At 62.6% G+C, this 17572-nt stretch carries 7 protein-coding genes; 2 read left to right on the forward strand and 5 right to left on the reverse strand.

Annotated features, from left to right (window positions below; translation table 11 throughout):
- Positions 1–195: 195 nt before the first annotated feature.
- Positions 196–1404 carry a Tm-1-like ATP-binding domain-containing protein gene (locus Q0G85_RS01260; protein WP_297153975.1) on the reverse strand — a complete coding sequence of 403 codons (1209 nt, stop codon included), beginning with the start codon at positions 1402–1404 and terminating at the stop codon, positions 196–198.
- A 204-nt stretch (positions 1405–1608) separates the two neighbouring features.
- Here Q0G85_RS01260 and Q0G85_RS01265 point away from each other — a divergent pair, with 204 nt between their 5' ends.
- On the forward strand, positions 1609–3930 hold the full coding sequence (locus Q0G85_RS01265) for a BspA family leucine-rich repeat surface protein (RefSeq protein WP_297153978.1): 2322 nt from the start codon (positions 1609–1611) through the stop codon (positions 3928–3930).
- A 50-nt stretch (positions 3931–3980) separates the two neighbouring features.
- A complete protein-coding gene (locus tag Q0G85_RS01270; protein WP_297153980.1) occupies positions 3981–5066 on the forward strand; it encodes a hypothetical protein in 1086 nt (361 codons plus the stop codon).
- A gap of 110 nt (positions 5067–5176) precedes the next feature.
- On the opposite strand, the gene Q0G85_RS01275 is transcribed toward Q0G85_RS01270, so the two are convergent.
- The 4 genes from Q0G85_RS01275 to Q0G85_RS01290 form a co-directional block, all read right to left on the reverse strand.
- Positions 5177–6691 (reverse strand): glutamate synthase subunit beta, encoded by a 1515-nt coding sequence (locus Q0G85_RS01275; protein ID WP_297153982.1) that lies wholly within the window; start codon positions 6689–6691, stop codon positions 5177–5179.
- Positions 6692–6694: 3 nt separating this feature from the next.
- Entirely contained in the window at positions 6695–11380 is a 4686-nt protein-coding gene (gene gltB / locus Q0G85_RS01280; RefSeq protein ID WP_297153984.1) for a glutamate synthase large subunit, read from the reverse strand.
- A gap of 310 nt (positions 11381–11690) precedes the next feature.
- On the reverse strand, positions 11691–16523 hold the full coding sequence (locus Q0G85_RS01285; RefSeq protein WP_297154028.1) for a 2-hydroxyacyl-CoA dehydratase: 4833 nt from the start codon (positions 16521–16523) through the stop codon (positions 11691–11693).
- 144 nt (positions 16524–16667) lie between these two features.
- Positions 16668–17294: a TetR/AcrR family transcriptional regulator gene (locus Q0G85_RS01290; RefSeq protein ID WP_297154030.1), complete on the reverse strand. Its 627-nt coding sequence runs from the start codon at positions 17292–17294 to the stop codon at positions 16668–16670.
- Positions 17295–17572 lie beyond the last annotated feature (278 nt).

Raw genomic sequence — 17572 nt, forward strand, 5'->3', positions numbered from 1 at the left:
CTTTTTCGAGTACTACCTTTTTCTTGCCGAACATATGCGTTCACGGCGCGCCTGCGAGTTAGAACAGGCGCCGCCGATGAAGCCTGGGGGTGCGTCGCCTTGCGGCGTGCCCGATGACGACGGGATGGCTGCAATCCGGCGCGACGCGGTGTCAAAGGGAAGGCGGAAGCGCGTCGCCCCCGCTCCCCGCTCGTGCTATTTCTCCATGAGGTCGATGAGCTTCTGGGCTGCGGCGATTGCGAACTCGTCGTCGTTTACGTGCGCGTCCATCTCGATGACCTCGGCCTTCGCGGGGTCGACCTCGTCCCTGAGCGTCTTGAAGAGCGCCGCGTCCTCGTCGGGACCGTAGAACGGCTGGCCCTCGGCGTCGATCATCGACACGCCCTTGAGCGGCAGCATGACCGCGCACGGGCCGATCGACATGTTCACCTTGGAGGCGATGGCATGGCCGATCTTCTCGTTTTCCTCCACCGTGGTGCGCATGAGCGTGACCGTGGGGTTGTGCTTGTACAAGTTTCGGGACTGGTACTGCTCGGGAACGGTATCCCACGGACCGAAGTTCACCATGTCGTCGGCGCCGACTGACACGACTGCCGGCACGCCGTTCAGAGCAGCCGCGCTGCAGCGATCGGGGCCTGCGGTGAGCACGCCGCCCGCAACCTCGTCGCACCACTCGGTGGTGGTCAAGTCGAGCACGCCCTTGATGAACCCGCCGTTGACCAGCGCTTCCATGCATTTTCCACCCGTTCCCGTCGCGTGGAACACGAGCACCTCGAAGCCCTTCGACTCCAGGTAGGCCTGCGCCTTCTGCACCGCGGGCGTGGTCACGCCGAACATGGTCGCGGCGACGAGCGGCTTGTGGTCCTCGACCTTGGGGGCGACGTGCTCGAGCATGCCCGTCATAGCGGCGACGGCGTTGTTGAAAATAGTCGCCGAGAAGGAGTTGATGCCCGCGACGTCGACGATCGAGGGGAACATGGCGATGTCCGACGCGCCGATGTAGGGGGACGTGTCGCCGGAAGCCATGGTGGACACCATGACCTTGGGCACGCCGATGGGAAGCTTGCGCATGCCGGCGGTCGCGATGGCGGTGCCGCCCGAGCCGCCCATGGAGAACACGCCGTCGAAGCGGCCGTTCGCATACAGCGTGGGCAGAAGCTTCTCGACGCCGTGCGTCATGGTCTCGGTGGCGAAAGCGCGGTCCTTCTTCTCCACGATGGTCGACATCTCGATATCGACCGCCGCCGCGACCTCCGTGTTGGGAACGTCGGGCATGGTTTGCGGGTCGAAGACGCCGCAATGGATGGTAAGGGTGTTGACGCCCAGCTCCTCGAAGCGGGCCTTCACATAGGCGAACTCCTCGCCTTTCGTGTCGAACGTGCCGATGATAGCGACTGTTTTCACACAGGCCTCCTTAATGTAAGGTTTCGACTCGCTGCACAGTTTAGTTCGCGCGCTACGGCTTGAACGCCGCGTTCGCAACTCGCCACAGCATCACGACAATTCCGCGAAAGGTATTTGTTACACGGCGGATAGCATAAAAGGCTTGTGCTATGCTAACGAGAACCCGACAACCGAGACCCATCCCAAGATTCGCAAGGAGCCACGATGAGCAGCTCATTCCCTCTCGCAAAGGCAACCGCACGATTGTTTCTCGCCCTCTCCCTCGCCTTCGCGATTTGCCTTCCCCTTCCCGTCGAGAAGGCCCACGCACTTGACGGGGGCTTTGACCTCGCGGAAAGCGATGCGGGCAGCGGCTCCGTCGACGACGATGCGATCAGCGCCAACGCCGACGCGTCCCCGCAGCTGGGCGGCTCCGCTTCAAGCGCGCTCTCGCATGCCGCCGAATCCGGCAGCCCGCTCGTCGACTGGACGGCCTGCGGAACCTGTCGCTGGATGATCGATGCGCGCGGCTGTCTCACGATCGCGCCGATGGAGGGCGCCAATAGTGGCGAGCTTTCGTATTGGAAGGACGCGCCTTGGTACGATTACCGCGATTCCATAACCTCCGCACAAATCAAGGACGGCGTCGTTGCCGCAACAACGTTTCGCATGTTCAGAAACTGCTCTCGCCTGATCTCGGTTGACCTATCGGGCCTTGACACCTCGAAGGTGACCGAAATGGGGAGAGAGGACACCTGGGAAAGCGGCATGTTCTCCGGCTGCTCCCGACTCGCCTACCTCGACCTCTCGAGCCTCGACACGTCCAATGTCACGAGCATGGGCTGCATGTTCGAAGGCTGCTCGTCGCTTACCTCTCTCGACCTGTCCACCTTCGACACCTCAAACGTCGTCGACATGAACAGCATGTTCTTCGGCTGCACCAAGCTCACATCCCTCGATCTGTCAGGCTTCGACACCTCGAAGGTAACCAACATGGGAAGCAAAAGCAGCAGAACGGCTGCAGGGATGTTCGAGCGCTGCTCGAGCCTTACATCCCTCGATCTGTCCTCCTTCGACACCTCGAAGGTGACGGACATGAGCCGGATGTTCTTCGGCTGCGCCAAGCTCACGTCCCTCGATTTGTCGAGATTCAACACGTCTAACGTCACGTGTATGGACGGCATGTTCTGGGACTGCTCGGGGCTTTTCTCCCTCGACCTGTCGGGATTCGATACGTCCAGCGTCACAAGCATGGCCGCCATGTTCTGCGGCTGCTCGTTACTCGCACCGGTGAACCTGTCTGGCTTCAATACCTCGAAGGTAACGAATATGAGCTTCATGTTCGAAGACTGCTCCCGCCTTTCCGCGCTCGATTTGTCGAGCTTCGACACCTCGAACGTGACGTACATGGTATCGATGTTCGAAGGCTGCTCCAAGCTCGCCTCCCTCGACCTGTCGGGTTTTGACACCTCGAGCGTCACAAGCATGACGGCCATGTTCGCCGAATGCTCGTCGCTTTCCGCGCTCGACCTGTCAGGATTCAACACCTCCCAGGTAACGGACATGAGCAACCTGTTCTCGTTCTGCTCATCACTTGCGTCCCTCGACCTGTCGGGCCTCGACACCTCGGAGGTGGAGAACATGACCCATATGTTCCTTCGCTGCTCCGAGCTCACCACCCTGGACCTGACGTCCTTCGATACCTCGATGGCGAAGAGCATGGACTATATGTTCTACGGCTGCTCGTCGCTTAAGTCGGTGTCGCTCAGCCAGAAGTTTTCTTTCACGGGACGGGGAATCACGCGCCAGTGCAAGCTACCGAAGCCCCTTGAGAAGAAGGGGTACACGGGGCTTTGGGTGAGCGCGACCGACGGTGCGGTTTACACGCCCGACGAGATTCCCAACTATGTGGCCGCAACCTACACCGCGCAAATCGCCTTCCCCGACGTGGATTACGCGGATTGGTACGGCGAAGCGGTCTCGTTTGTTTCGGCAAAGGGCCTTATCACAGGCTACACCGACGGCGAGAAGGCAGGGTTTTTCGGCGTGGGCGATACGCTGACGCGCGCGCAGTTCGCCACGATTCTCTGGCGCAATGCCTGTCCCGACGAGTACGCGACCTACGACCCCAAGACCGCCGTGGACACAACGGGCATCGAGGGCTCAGCTGACGGCACGTACTACACCGCTGCCGCGAACTGGGCGGTCACCAACAGCTACATCACTGGAATCGACAATCTGGACGGCACGTTCGACTTCGCGGCCGACACGCCCGTGAGCTTCGAGCAGATGATCACCATCCTCTCGCGCGTCGGCGCAAACCCCGACGAGGTCGAGGCGTCAGGAGGCGACCTGTCCGCCTTCGTCGACGGCGATATGGCGAGCGACTGGTCGCGCAAGCCCCTCGCATGGGCGCATGACCTGGGCCTTGTCGAGGGTTACAACGATCCCGACAGGGGTAAGCTCCTCTGCCCGGGCGAGAATGTCGAGCGCCAGCGCGCGGCCACCGTCCTCGCGCGCGCCTTCACCATGGGAGTCCTGAAGTAGCGCGGTGCCGTATAATGCACGTAAACGATTTTGCCTGAGGGAGGTGCGACATGCTCTATCAGCTGATGAATAAGAACACCGTCGTCGCGACGTACAGCGAGCATAAGGATATCGACGACTTTCTCTACGAAGAGGTCGAGCGCTTCGACCCCTATCTTCCCTATGGATTCATCGATATCAACGACTGGATCGACGGGCGAGCCATCGCCAAACACCGAACGTCGATCGAGAAGCTCATGCGCGAGCTCGGCCTTACCACCCGCCATGACTTCATCGGCATGGTACGCTGCCTGTCGCTGACCGACACTTTCTGGATGAAGCGCGAAGACGAAGTTTTGACCTGGGATGACGTATCGCTTTATCGCAATCCCTTCGATGATGTCATCGCGCGCATCGCCTTCGACGGCACCGGCATGTACGGACGGCAGAACTCCCTCACTTCCCCAGAGTTCGCGACGTCAGGCTCGTTTGCGAAATGCTGGATTCGCGAAAACGGGCAGATTTCACTTTTGAAGCGCGGCTCCTCCGGTTATGCGAACGCAGGGTTCGAACCGTACTCCGAGAAACTCGCATCCGATTTGCTCGACGCCGCTAGAATCGACCACGTTCCTTATTCGCTGCTTCGATTCCATAAAAAGCTCGCCTGCAAATGCCCCCTGTTCACATCGGAGCGTGAAGGATTCGTTTCGGCTCACAGATTCTTCGATGGCCCCTTCGGCGTTAAAGACATGCTCGCTTTCGCCTCGGAACACGGCGCTGAAGAGGCATTCCGCGAAATGGTCGTGATGGATGCAGTCATGGCGAACGTCGATCGGCATGCGGGGAATTACGGCTTTTTAGTCAACAATGCGACCGGTGAGATTCTTCGCATGGCGCCGCTGTTCGACCACAACATGGCCTGCCTGCCCATGATGATGGAGATGGACGACTTCGACGAGTACATCCGCCTCATCGGGCCGAAGATCGGCACCGACTTCATCGCCATCGGACGCGCCCTTATGACGCCCGGCATCCGCGCGAAGCTTGTCGACTTGAAGGACTTCGAATACGAGGACCCGGGCTTCGACTACCCCAAATGGAAGCTCGACGCCGTGAACAAGCTGAAGAACGCGCAGATCAAAGCGCTGCTGGCGTAGGGATTGAAAGCCCCAACGTAAGGGTCGAGGAGAACCCTCGAGAACGGAAAAGGCGCCCCGTATTGTGCGGGACGCCTTTTCTGCAAGGTGATTCAACGGCGAAATCGAGGTTACAGCCCCAGGTCGGCCGCCACTTCGGCCGCGCACTTGAGCGCGTCGGCCATCGAGCTCACCACGAGCGAGCTGCCGTTGCGCGCATCGCCCGCGACATACACTGCGGCACGACTCGCCGCAGCAGCGTCTTCGGCGAGCTCAGCGCGATGCGTCGCCGCGGCCGCGCCGGTCGCGCCGCCTTCCATCACGGGAAGGGGACGGCCCGTCGTCGCCACGGGAACGCCGAACGCATCGAACACGCCGCGCTCGGGACCCGCGAAACCGCAAGCGACAAGCACCAGCTGCGCATCGATTTCCCGCTCAGAGCCCTCGACCGCAAAAGGCTTGCCCGCCGACCAATCGAGCAAGTGAACCTGAAGCCCGCGCACGTGCCCGTTGTCGTCCAGGAGCACACGCTGCGTGTCAGCGCACCATTCACGCAGGTCATCACCCTGAAGCGCAATAGCCTCCTCCTGGCCGTAGTCGGTCTTTTTCACGTTGGGCCACTCCGGCCACGCATTGGAGGCCGCACGCACCTCGGACGCGCAGGGGCCGTATTCCAGCTGGCGCACCGTGCGCGCACCCTGGCGCACCGCCGTACCCATGCAGTCGTTGCCCGTATCGCCGCCGCCGACAACGACGACGTCTTTGCCCTCGGCGCTGATAGCAGGCTCGCGGCCCTCGAGCAGCGCGCGCGTCTGCTCGGTGAGATAATCGACCGCGTAGACCACGTCACCCGAGGCGAGGCCTTCCTCGAAGCCTTCGGCGCGAACACCGCGTGCCGCACACGCGCCCGCCGCCACGACAACCGCGTCGAATTCCTCGGCAAGCCCCACAGCCACCGCGGAATCGGCCGCGTCGGTGTTCAGGCGAAACTCGATGCCCAGCTCGGCCATGAGCTCGGTGCGGCGCGTGACCACCGACTTCTCGAGCTTCATGTTCGGGATGCCGTACATGAGAAGGCCGCCCGCACGGTCGTGGCGCTCGACCACCGTGACGCGGGCACCGCGGCGCGCGAGATCCCAAGCGGCGACCAAACCCGCAGGTCCCGAACCGATTACGGCAATGCTCGGCGCATCTGCGGCCGCAGGCGCGAACCTGCGCGGCCCGCCGTGTTCCCATTGCCAATCGGAGATGGCGCGCTCGTTGTCGTGGATTGTCACGGGCTCGTCGTTGCGGCCTAAGTTGCACGCCGCCTCGCACAGCGCCGGGCACACGCGGCTCGTGAACTCGGGCATGGGACTCGTGAGCGACAGACGCGCCGCCGCCTCGCCCCACTGGCCGCGCCACGCGAGGTCGTTCCACTCGGGAATCAGGTTGTGAAGCGGGCACCCCGAGGGGCGTGCCTTCCCAAACGAGGCCCCGAACTGGCAAAACGCCACGCCACATGCCATGCAGCGGCTCGCCTGCTCGCGCTGGCCCTCTTCGGGAAGATTCACACCCAGCTCGTTGAAATCCTGCGTGCGCTCCGCAACGGGACGCAGGTCATGAGCATGACGACCATGCTCCAAAAATGCTCCTGGCTTGCCCATCGCTTACTTCCCTTCCGTCATGGCGTCGAACGCGATCTGCAACGCCTCTTCATGCGACTTCCCCGATGCCTCGGCGGCCTCGACCGCGTTGATCACGCGCTCGTAATCGCGGGGAATCACCTTCACGAACAGCTTCTTCAATGTGTTGAACTGGTAGAGCAGCTTGATGCCGCGCGGCGACTGCGTGCGCTCGGCATGCTCCTCAATCAGACTGCGGATGAGCTCGATCTCGTCCTCGGAGGGCTCGCACAGGCGCACCATGTCGAGGTTGCAGTTGTCCGCGAGCGTGCCGAACTTGTCGTACACGTACGCCACGCCGCCCGACATGCCCGCCGCGAAGTTCGGCCCGACCTCGCCCAAGATGAGCGCGATGCCGCCGGTCATGTACTCGCAGCCGTGGTTGCCCACACCCTCGACGACCACCGTGGCGCCCGAGTTGCGCACGGCGAAACGCTGGCCGGAAAGGCCGTTCACAAAGCCCTTTCCGCTGGTCGCGCCATAGAACGCCACGTTGCCCACGACCACGTTCTCGTCGAACTTATACGTGGCGGCCTCAGGCGGGCGCACCGTCAGGATGCCACCCGAAAGGCCCTTGCCGAAGTAGTCGTTCGCGTCACCCTCGATGTTCAGCGTGATGCCGCGCGGCAGGAAGGCGCCGAAGCTCTGCCCGCCCGAGCCGTCGCAGTCCACCGTGATCGAGCCCTCGGGAAGCCCCTCGGGATGTTGGCGCGTCACCTGGCTGCCGAGCATCGTTCCCACGCAGCGGTTCACGTTGGCGATGTCGGCGCTGAAGCGGATGGGGCGCAGATGCTCACGCGCGTCGGCCGTGTAGGGGATGAACAGCGTCGCGTCGAGCGCGCGGTCGAGCTGGCAATCGGGCGCCATCGAGGGGAGGAAGTGCTTGCCCTCGGCACCGGGGATGGCCTGGCCGAACTCATTGGTGGCCGTGGCGAGCATGTCGGCGAGGTCCATCTCGTTCGCCTTCCAGTTGCCCGGCACCTCGACCTGGCGCAGGTACTCGGGATGGCCCACCATCGCATCAACCGTGCGGAATCCGAGCTGCGCCATGATTTCGCGCATTTCTTCGGCCACGAACATCATGAAGTTCACGACGTATTCGGGTTTGCCGGCAAAGCAGCTGCGCAGCTTGCAGTTCTGCGTCGCGACGCCGACGGGGCAGGTGTCCTGCTGGCAGTCGCGCTGCATCATGCAACCCATGGCGACGAGCGGCATGGTGGCAAAGCCGAACTCCTCGGCGCCGAGCAGTGCGGCCATGACCACATCGCGCCCGCACATGAGCTTGCCGTCGGTTTCCACGACAACGCGACTGCGCAGGCCGTTGCGCAGAAGTGTCTGCTGCGTTTCGGCGAGGCCGATCTCGAACGGGATGCCCGCATGGTAGATCGAGTCGCGCGGGGCTGCGCCCGTGCCGCCGTTGTGGCCGGAAATGGTGATCTTGTCGGCGCCGCCCTTGGCAACGCCCGTCGCGATAGTTCCCACGCCCGCGAGAGCACACAACTTCACCGACACGCGCGCACCGGGGTTCGCGTTTTTCAGGTCGAAGATGAGCTCGGCTAAGTCCTCGATCGAGTAGATGTCGTGGTGCGGCGGCGGGGAAATGAGCCCCACACCTGGGGTGGAGCGACGTACCTCGGCGATCCAGGGGTACACCTTCTTGCCGGGCAAATGGCCGCCCTCGCCCGGCTTCGCGCCCTGCGCCATCTTGATCTGGATCTCAATGGCCGAAGACAGATAGCGGCTCGTCACGCCGAAGCGGCCCGACGCCACCTGCTTGATGGCGCTGCACTTGCTGTCGCCGTTGGGAAGCGGCGTCTCGCGCGCCGGGTCCTCGCCGCCTTCGCCCGTGTTCGATTTGCCTCCGAGGCGATTCATCGCGATGGCCAGGCACTCGTGCGCTTCCTTGGAAATGGAGCCGTAGCTCATGGCGCCCGTGTTGAAGCGCTTGACAATCTCGCTTGCAGGCTCGACCTCGTCGATCGGCACCGGGGCGCCCTGCGGCGCGAAGTCGAGCAAATCGCGCAGCGTGACCGCGCGGCCGGGAACGTGGCACGCGGCGCTGTATTCCTTGAACAGATCGTAGTCGCCTTCGCGCACCGCACGCTGGAGCAGATAAATCGTCTGGGGGTTGATCAGGTGCTCCTCGCCGTCGATCGGGCGCCACGAGGTCACGCCGAGCGTCGGAAGCTGATCGGGCGCGGGCGTCTTGTCGAGCGCAATCGCCTTGTCGTAGCGCTCGTTCAGCTCGCGTTGCACACCCGCGGCATCAAGACCGCCGATGCGCGTGGACGTATGCGTGAAGCACTCGTCGACGAACGCGTCGTCAAGGCCCAGAATCTCGAAGATCTGCGCGGAATGGTAGCCCTGCATCGTGGAGATGCCCATCTTCGACATGATGGACGTGATGCCCGCAGTGACCGCCTTATCGTAGTTCGCAACAGCCGTGTCGCCGTCCACATCGAGTTCGCCGCGCTCGCACAGATCGCGGATGCACTCGTGCGCCATGTACGGGTAGATTCCCGATGCGGAATAGCCCACCAAGCAGGCGAAATCATGCGCCCGCATGGCGTCGCCGGCTTCCACGAGAAGGTCGGCGTCGGTGCGCAGACCCACGTTAATCAGGTGGTTGTGCACCGCAGCGAGCGACAGAAGGCTCGGGATGGGAACCTCGCCCTCGCCCGCGCGGTCGGACAGCACGATCAGGTTCGCACCGCCGCGCACGGCCGCTTCCACGTTTTCGCGCAATGCGGCAAGCGCGCCTTCAAGCGCACCCGGCTTAGCGTCGCGCGGATAAGTGCAGCTGAAGCGCGCCGTCTTGAATCCGACGCGATCGATCGAGCACAGGCGGTTGAACTCGTCGTGCGTGAGCATCGGACTCTCGAGGCGCACGAGGCGGCACGTGTCGCGGCAGTCTTCCAAGAGATTGCCGTGGTTGCCGACGTAGAGCACCGTCGAGGTGACGAAGCTTTCGCGCAGCGCGTCGATCGGCGGGTTCGTCACCTGGGCGAACAGCTGGTTGAAGTAGTCGAAGAAGCTGCGGGTCTTTTTGGAGAGACACGCAAGCGGCGCGTCGGTGCCCATGGATGCAAGCGGAACCTGGCCCTTGTTCGCCATGGGACGGATGAGCTCCTGCACGTCGTCGAAGTGGTAACCCAGCTTGGCCATGCGGCGCGTGAAGGGCACGTTCGCATCCTTCTCCGCGGCAACCTTGGCAGCCGCGGCAGCAGGCTCGGGCAGGGGCAAGTCGTCGACGGAGAGCGTTTCCTCGCCGAGCCAATCGCGGTAGGGCTTTTCGTTCGCATAGCGGTTGCGAATCTCGTCGTTCCAGATAACACGCCCCTGAGCAGGGTCTACTTCGAGCATCTCGCCAGGGCCGAGGCACCCCGCCTGCAGGATGTCCTCAGGATCGACGTCGATTGTCCCCACCTCAGAGGACAAGATGAGCCAATCCTTGCGCGTAATGTAATAGCGCGCCGGGCGCAGGCCGTTGCGGTCGAGAGCGGCACCGAGCATGCGGCCGTCGGTAAACGCGATGGCGGCAGGCCCGTCCCAAGGCTCCATGAGCATGGACTGGTAGGCGTCGTAGGCGCGGCGCTTCTCGTCGATGCGGTCGTTGTTGTCCCACGGCTCGGGGATCATCATGGTGACGGCGCGATCGAGCGGACGACCGTTCATCGTCAGGAACTCGAGTACGTTGTCCAAGATGGCGGAGTCGGAGCCCTCGCGGTTGATAATCGGCAGGATCTTCTTCAGGTCCTCGCCGAGCACCGGGCTGTAAAGCTTCGGCTCGCGTGCGCGCGTCCATGAGATGTTGCCGCGCAGCGTGTTGATCTCGCCGTTGTGGATGATGTAGCGGTTCGGATGCGCGCGCTCCCACGACGGCGTCGTGTTCGTGGAGTAGCGCGAATGCACGAGCGCAAGGGAGGTCTCGACCGCCGCGTCGTTCAAGTCGGTGAAGAAGCGGCGCATCTGGGTCGCCACGAGCATGCCCTTGTAGACGATAGTGCGGCTCGACATCGAGCACACGTAGAAGATCTTGTTCGCGAGCGCCGGGTTCGCATCAGCTGCGCGCTCGATGGTGCGACGGCACACATAGAGCTTGCGCTCGAAATCTTGGCCTGCGGAAACGTCTTCTGGGCGACGCAAGAAAGCCTGCAGGATCGTCGGCATGCACGCTTGCGCGGTGCTGCCAAGGTCGTGCGGATCGACCGGCACCTCACGCCAAAACATCAAGGGCACGCCGCACTTCGCGCAGCCTTCCTCGAAGACGCGCTTCGCATCGCGCACGCCGATTTCGTCATCGTGCGGGAAGAAGAGCATGGCGACGCCGTAGTCGCCTTCCCCCGGCAAAAGTTGGCCTTCTTTTTGCGCTTCCTTGCGGAAGAAGCGGTGCGGAATCTGGAAGAGCACGCCTGCGCCGTCGCCGGTGTTGCGCTCGAGCCCCGTGCCGCCACGATGCTCCAAGTTGACCAGCACCGATAGCGCATCATCCAGCATGGCGTGGCTGCGCTCGCCTTTCAGATGCGCAAGCGCGCCGATGCCGCACGCATCGTGCTCGTACGATTCGCGGTAAAGACCCCTCGCGGGCTGCTTCGCCTCGCCAGCCGCGCATGCCCCTTGCGCAGCTTCGCAACGAGGCGCCCCCGCCTGTTCGCTCAGTTGATAGTTCATATGCGATCCTTCGTCTATAGGGCTGCCGTTTTACCAAAATGGCAGTCTATGACGTAGTGTATCGGCTCTTTCACGCTTTGTTTCAAGCTGCAACATGGTTATGACAACCTGGAAACACACTTGAAACAAAGCGCTCGCGATGCGACGGCGGACGGCAAAAAGCATGGGGGGAGCAAGGGCGAGCGGCGGGAAGGGCGAGCAGGAAAACGAGGGGACGGGAGCGAAGAACAACGGGAAAGCGTGAGGCGGGAAGCGGGCGCCTCGTGTACGCGAAACGCCCGCCCAACTCACGGCAGCACTCGAGTCCCGATTACGCGAGCTCGGTTTCCACCTCGAGCTTACCCGCGTCCTGCGCTTTGCCATGCGACCCGTCAGCGTTCACGAAAGTGTCGCGAGCCGCGCGGGCCTCCGCCTCCTTCTCCGCCAGATTCGCCTTCGCGACCGAGATCATCAGCTTGATGCGGTTAAGCTGGTTCACCTCCGACGCACCCGGGTCATAGTCGACGGCCACGATGTTGCTCTCGGGATAGCGGCGGCGCAGCTCCTTGATCACAGCCTTGCCAACCACGTGGTTCGGCAGGCACGCGAACGGCTGGGTGCACACCACGTTCGGCGCGCCGGTCTTGATGAGCTCCACCATCTCGGCGGTGAGCAGCCACCCCTCGCCCATCGAGTTGCACAGCGAGAGGATCTCGCTCGCATATTCGGCCAGCTCATAGATGTTCGCCGGCGGGTTGAAGCGCGACGACTCGGCAAGCGCCTTGTTCACCGGCGCACGGAACTTCTTGATGGCGGAAAGTGCCACCTTCGACCCGAGCGCACCCTTCGAGCTGCGCCCGAGCGGATCTTTCTGGAAGATGCCGCCCGCAACGCCGAAGAGGAAGAACTCGATGAGCCCCGGCACCACGGCCTCGCACCCTTCGCGTTCGATCACGTCGACGATCTGGTTGTTCGCCGTGGGGTGGAACTTCACGAGGATCTCGCCCACCACACCGACGCGCGGCTTGGTTCCCTCGCCCTGCAACGGCAGCGTGTCGAAGTCCTCCACGATCTGGCGGATCGTGCGCTTGAAACGACCGTAGGACTCTCCGCTTTCCAACTGGCCCTTGCACGTAGCCATCCAGTGGTCGAACAGGCGATTCGCGCTACCGGGCTCGACCTCGTAGGGGCGCGTGCGGTAGAGACATTGCATGAGCACGTCGCCGTACTGCAGCGCATACACGGCCTGGAGCAGCATCTTCGGCGTGATCTTGAAGCCGGGGTTGTGCTCGCCCAAGTCCTTGAACGAGATGGCGATCACGGGAATGTGCGCGAGGCCCACAGCTTTCAGCGCCTTGCGGATAAGCGAGATGTAGTTGGTGGCACGGCAACCGCCGCCCGTCTGCGTGATGAGCACGGCAAGCTTGTCGGTGTCGTAGCGCCCCGACATGACGGCTTCCATAATCTGGCCGGTGACCAGGATGGACGGGTAGCAGATGTCGTTGTTCACGTACTTGAGGCCCGCGTCCACCGCGCCGTGGTCCACGCTCGGCAGAAGCTCGACGTTGTAGCCGAAGCGGCTGAAGATGGGCACCAAAAGCTCGAAATGGTACGGCGCCATCTGCGGGGCCAAGATGGTGTAGCCCTGTTCCTTCATCTCCTCAGTGAACACCGCGCGCGGGAACTCCGTGTCGGCACCTTCGCGCTGGCGCATGCGCTCCTGAGCCTCGGGCGCAGCCTTCTCGTTGAACGCATCGGGGATGGCGTCGGGCGAGATCTCTATGTCGCACGCAGGGCAACTTGCGGGCTTCGCGGTACGTTCGGCCTCTTCATCGGCCTGATCCTTCAGCGCGGCAAGGAGGCTGCGCACGCGGATGCGCGCGGCGCCCAAGTTGGACACCTCGTCGATTTTAAGCACGGTGTACACCTTGCCCGCCGACTCGAGAATCTCCTGCACCTGGTCGGTGGTGAGCGCGTCCAAGCCGCAACCGAACGAGTTCAGCTGGATGAGGTCGAGGTCGCGACGCTCGGTCGCCACCTTCGCCGCGGCATAGAGGCGCGTGTGGTACATCCACTGATCGACCAGGCGAATCGGGCGCTCGAGCGTGCCCAAGTGCGCGATGGAGTCCTCGGTGAGCACCGCCAGCCCGAAGCTTGTGAGCAGCTCGGGGATGGCATGATTGATCTCGGGGTCGTTATGATAGGGACGGCCCGCCAGCACGATGCCGTGGGTGCCCGTTTCCTCCATCCACTTCAGGGTCTCGGTGCCCTTCACGCGCATGTCGCGCTTGAACGCCTCGTCCTCGGCCCAAGCGGCGTCGACCGCAGCGTCCACATCCGCCTGCGTCGGGGCGGCAACACCTTCGCCCATGAGCTCGGGGTGCGCCTCGATAAGCTCCACCATCAGGCGTTTCTTCAGGTGTTCCTTCTTATCGTAGGGCAACCACGGGTTCAAGAACTGCGTCGACGACTCACGCAACTCGTCGATGTTCAGGCGCAGCGCCTCGGCGTAGCTCGCAACGATCGGGCAGTTGAAATGGTTGCCCGCCGTGTCGTCCTCCTGGCGCTCCCATTTGCTGCAGGGGAACCAGATGAAGTCCGGATGCTTGTCGAGCAGATTCATGATGTGACCGTGCGAGAGCTTCGCCGGGTAGCACACGCTCTCCGACGGCATGGATTCGATGCCCGCCTCGTAGGTCTTCTTCGTGGACGGGTCGGAAAGCACCACGCGCCATCCGAGCTTCGTGAAGAAGGTGAACCAGAACGGGTAGTTCTCATACATGTTGAGCGCGCAGGGAATACCCACCGTGCCGCGCGGGGCTTTGTCGGCGGAAAGCGGCGTGTAGTGGTCGAACAGGCGCTTGCTCTTGTACTCGAAAAGGTTCGGCACCTGCTGAGATTTCTTGTCGAGCGAGCCAGCACCCTTCTCGCAGCGGTTGCCTGTGATGAAGCGGCGATGCTTGCCGGTGCTTTCATCCTTACCGAAGTCGTTCACCGTGAGCAGGCAGGCGTTCGAGCAGCCCTTGCAACGCACGGTCTTGTGCGTGGGAGCGAGCGACTCGATCTGCTCGAGGGAAAGCAACGTGGATTTGACCTGCAGGGCGGCTTCTTCGGCGTCGGCGGAACTCCGCTCAGAAGCTTCGCAGCCTTCGCTGCGTCCCGCGGACGCCGAAGCAACCTGGTCGGAAGCCGATTCAACCTGCGGGACGGCGGCAGCCGCGGTCGAGCTGCGCTCAGAATCTTCGCAGCCTTCGCTCCGCTCGCCGGCGGCTTCCGCCTGATCGGAGTTGAGGGCGTCAGCTGCTTCAACTTTCTCCGCGGTGGATTCTTTCGCTTGCCCAGGATTGAGTTCCGCCTGGTCGTTCCCTGATCCCAACGCCGCAACCTGCTTGCGGTAGCGATCGCGCGCGAGGAGTGCGGCACCGTAGGCGCCCATGTTGCCCGCAATGTCGGGGCGCACGGCATGCACGCCTGCGAGCTGCTCGAACGCGCGCAGCACGGCGTCGTTCAAGAACGTACCGCCCTGCACGATGACCTTCGTGCCCACATCATGCGGGTCGCGGATTTTGATAACCTTGAACAGCGCATTTTTGATGACCGAGATAGCCAGGCCCGCGGCGATGTCACCCACCGTGGCGCCTTCCTTCTGCGCCTGCTTCACGCGGGAGTTCATGAACACGGTGCAGCGGCTTCCCAGGTCAACAGGGTTTTCCGCATGGATTGCCGTCTTGGCGAACTCGGAAACGTCCAGGTTCAAGCCCGTCGCGAAGCTCTCGATGAAGCTGCCGCAGCCCGACGAGCACGCCTCGTTCAGCATGATATGGTCGATCACGCCGTCCTTCACGCGCAGGCACTTCATGTCCTGGCCGCCGATGTCGAGGATGAATTCCACGCCCGGAAGCATCTGCTGAGCGCCGCGCAGGTGCGCGACCGTCTCGATCTCGCCCGAGTCGACGCGCAGCGCCTCTAAGAGCAGTGCTTCGCCGTATCCCGTAACCGTGGCGTGGCCGATGGTGACAAGCGGTTCGCCCGTTTCGGCGTCGACCGGCATCTCGTTGTAGAGCTTGGCGATGGCGGCCTTCGCGCACCCCAAAACGTCGCCTTTGTTCGATACGTAATGCGACCAGAGCAGGCTGCCTTCCTCGTCGATGAGCGTCGCCTTGAACGTGGTCGAGCCCGCGTCGATACCCAGATAGGCCACACCCGTGTAGTCCATGAGGCTCTCGCGCTTCACGCACTCGGCGGCGTGGCGCTCGTTGAACTCGTCGAGCTCGGCGTCGTTCGCAAACAGCGGCGGCAGGCGCACGACTTCGGAGCCCTGGATATCGCCCAGGTTCTTCAAGCGATCGAGCACATCGGAGAGCTTCTCGGCGCGCACGGTCTCGCTCGCCGCGCCCGCGATAGCGCAGCCGCTCGCCACGAACAGATGCGCGTTGTCGGGCACGATGCGGTGCTCCTCGTCGAGCTCGAGCGTCTCGTAGAAACGTTTGCGCAGCTCAGGAAGATACTGCAGCGGGCCACCCAAAAACGCCACGTAACCGCGGATGGGTCGGCCGCAAGCGAGGCCGGAGATAGTTTGCGTCACGACGGACTGGAAGATAGAGGCAGCGATGTCCTCCTTGCGCGCGCCCTCGTTCAAAAGCGGCTGCACGTCTGTCTTCGCGAACACGCCGCAGCGCGAGGCAATGGGATAGATGGTGGTCGCGTTTTGCGCGAGCTCGTTCAAGCCGCCCGCGTCGGTGTTCAGAAGCGCCGCCATCTGGTCGATGAATGCGCCGGTACCGCCTGCGCAGGTGCCGTTCATGCGCTGCTCGATGCCGTTGTCGAAGTAGATGATCTTCGCGTCCTCGCCGCCAAGCTCGATAGCAACGTCGGTTTTGGGAATGAAGGTCTCGACCGCGGTTTTGCTCGCGATAACCTCCTGCACGAACTCGATGCCGAGCCACTGTGCCAAAAGCAGACCACCCGATCCAGTGATGGCGATCGTCATACGCTCATCCCCGAAGCCTTCGGCAGCCTCGGAGAGCACCTCCACGATCGTCGCGCGCACATCGGCGTGGTGACGGCGATAGACCGAGTACTTGACCTGGTCGCTTTCGTCCAAGATAGCAAGCTTCACCGTCGTCGAGCCGACATCGATACCGATATGGAGCGCGTCTTTCACAACGGGTTCCCCAACCGGAGTCGCGTCAACCGTCGTGGTGCGGGGCGCACAACCCTCGCCCGAGCATGCGCCAAGCGACGCCTTCTCGTCCGCCGTCAGTTCCTGATTGTTCATGTTTCCGTCTTCCATCGTTATCGCCTTCGTTTACAGCTTGATCGGATCGCCCGGTTTGATGAAGAAGAGCTTCATCGCGATAAGTGCCATGTCCTGGGAGCTCTCGCGCATGCCCGTCTCGACCCAACGCGTGATGACCCCCAGATACGCGCTCGCATAGAACGCGACGTAATATTGCACGAACGGCTCGGGATTGTTGCGATAGCGCTCGTGCAGGATGGTTTGGATGATTTCGGTGCACAGCGCATCGCGCACGCGCGGCCCGAAGCTCGGGTCACCCTTGGGGCCCATCACCGCATGCAGGAAATCGCCCTGTTCGCGCAGGCAGTCGAACAGTTCCACCAAAAAGGGCATCGGGCGCTTGCTCACGCGATAGCGCATGACGTCTTTCAGGCCGATTGTCTGCATCTTAGCCTGAAGAGCATCGAGATCGGCCATGATATCGCCCTCGAGCGCACGGAGCAGCCCGTCTTTGTCCCCGAAGATGTTGTAAAGCGTGCCCCGATTGAGCCCCGCGCGAGCGCACAGGTCGCTTGCGGAGAACCCGTCGAGCCCGCATTCCTCCGTCAGCTCGATGAAGGCCTCGCGCAGCGCCTGTTTCGAGCGCGTGATCCGCCGATCTTCGGAAGCGGCACCTTCGTTCGCCGAACATGCCATAAGCTCCACCCCCCATTCGACAATCCGACCAATAATAAACATATTGTTCAATAGCGTGATTGTAGCGAGCGGACACGCGAATGGCAACGGATTCACGCCCTGTTTACACAGGTTTTGCTGGAAAAACAGGAAGGCGGCAAAGCGTTGGCCGCTCGTCTTCCCGCCGCCGCACCGAATCGCCGTCGTTTTCCCGCTAAAACGGTGACGGCTGTCGTTTCCCCTCCAAAACAGGGTATCCTGTTCGGAGAAATCAACAACCCGTACGCTATTCAAATGCC

It is taken from the genome of uncultured Ellagibacter sp. (assembly GCF_934617235.1).
Lineage (GTDB): Bacteria > Actinomycetota > Coriobacteriia > Coriobacteriales > Eggerthellaceae > Ellagibacter.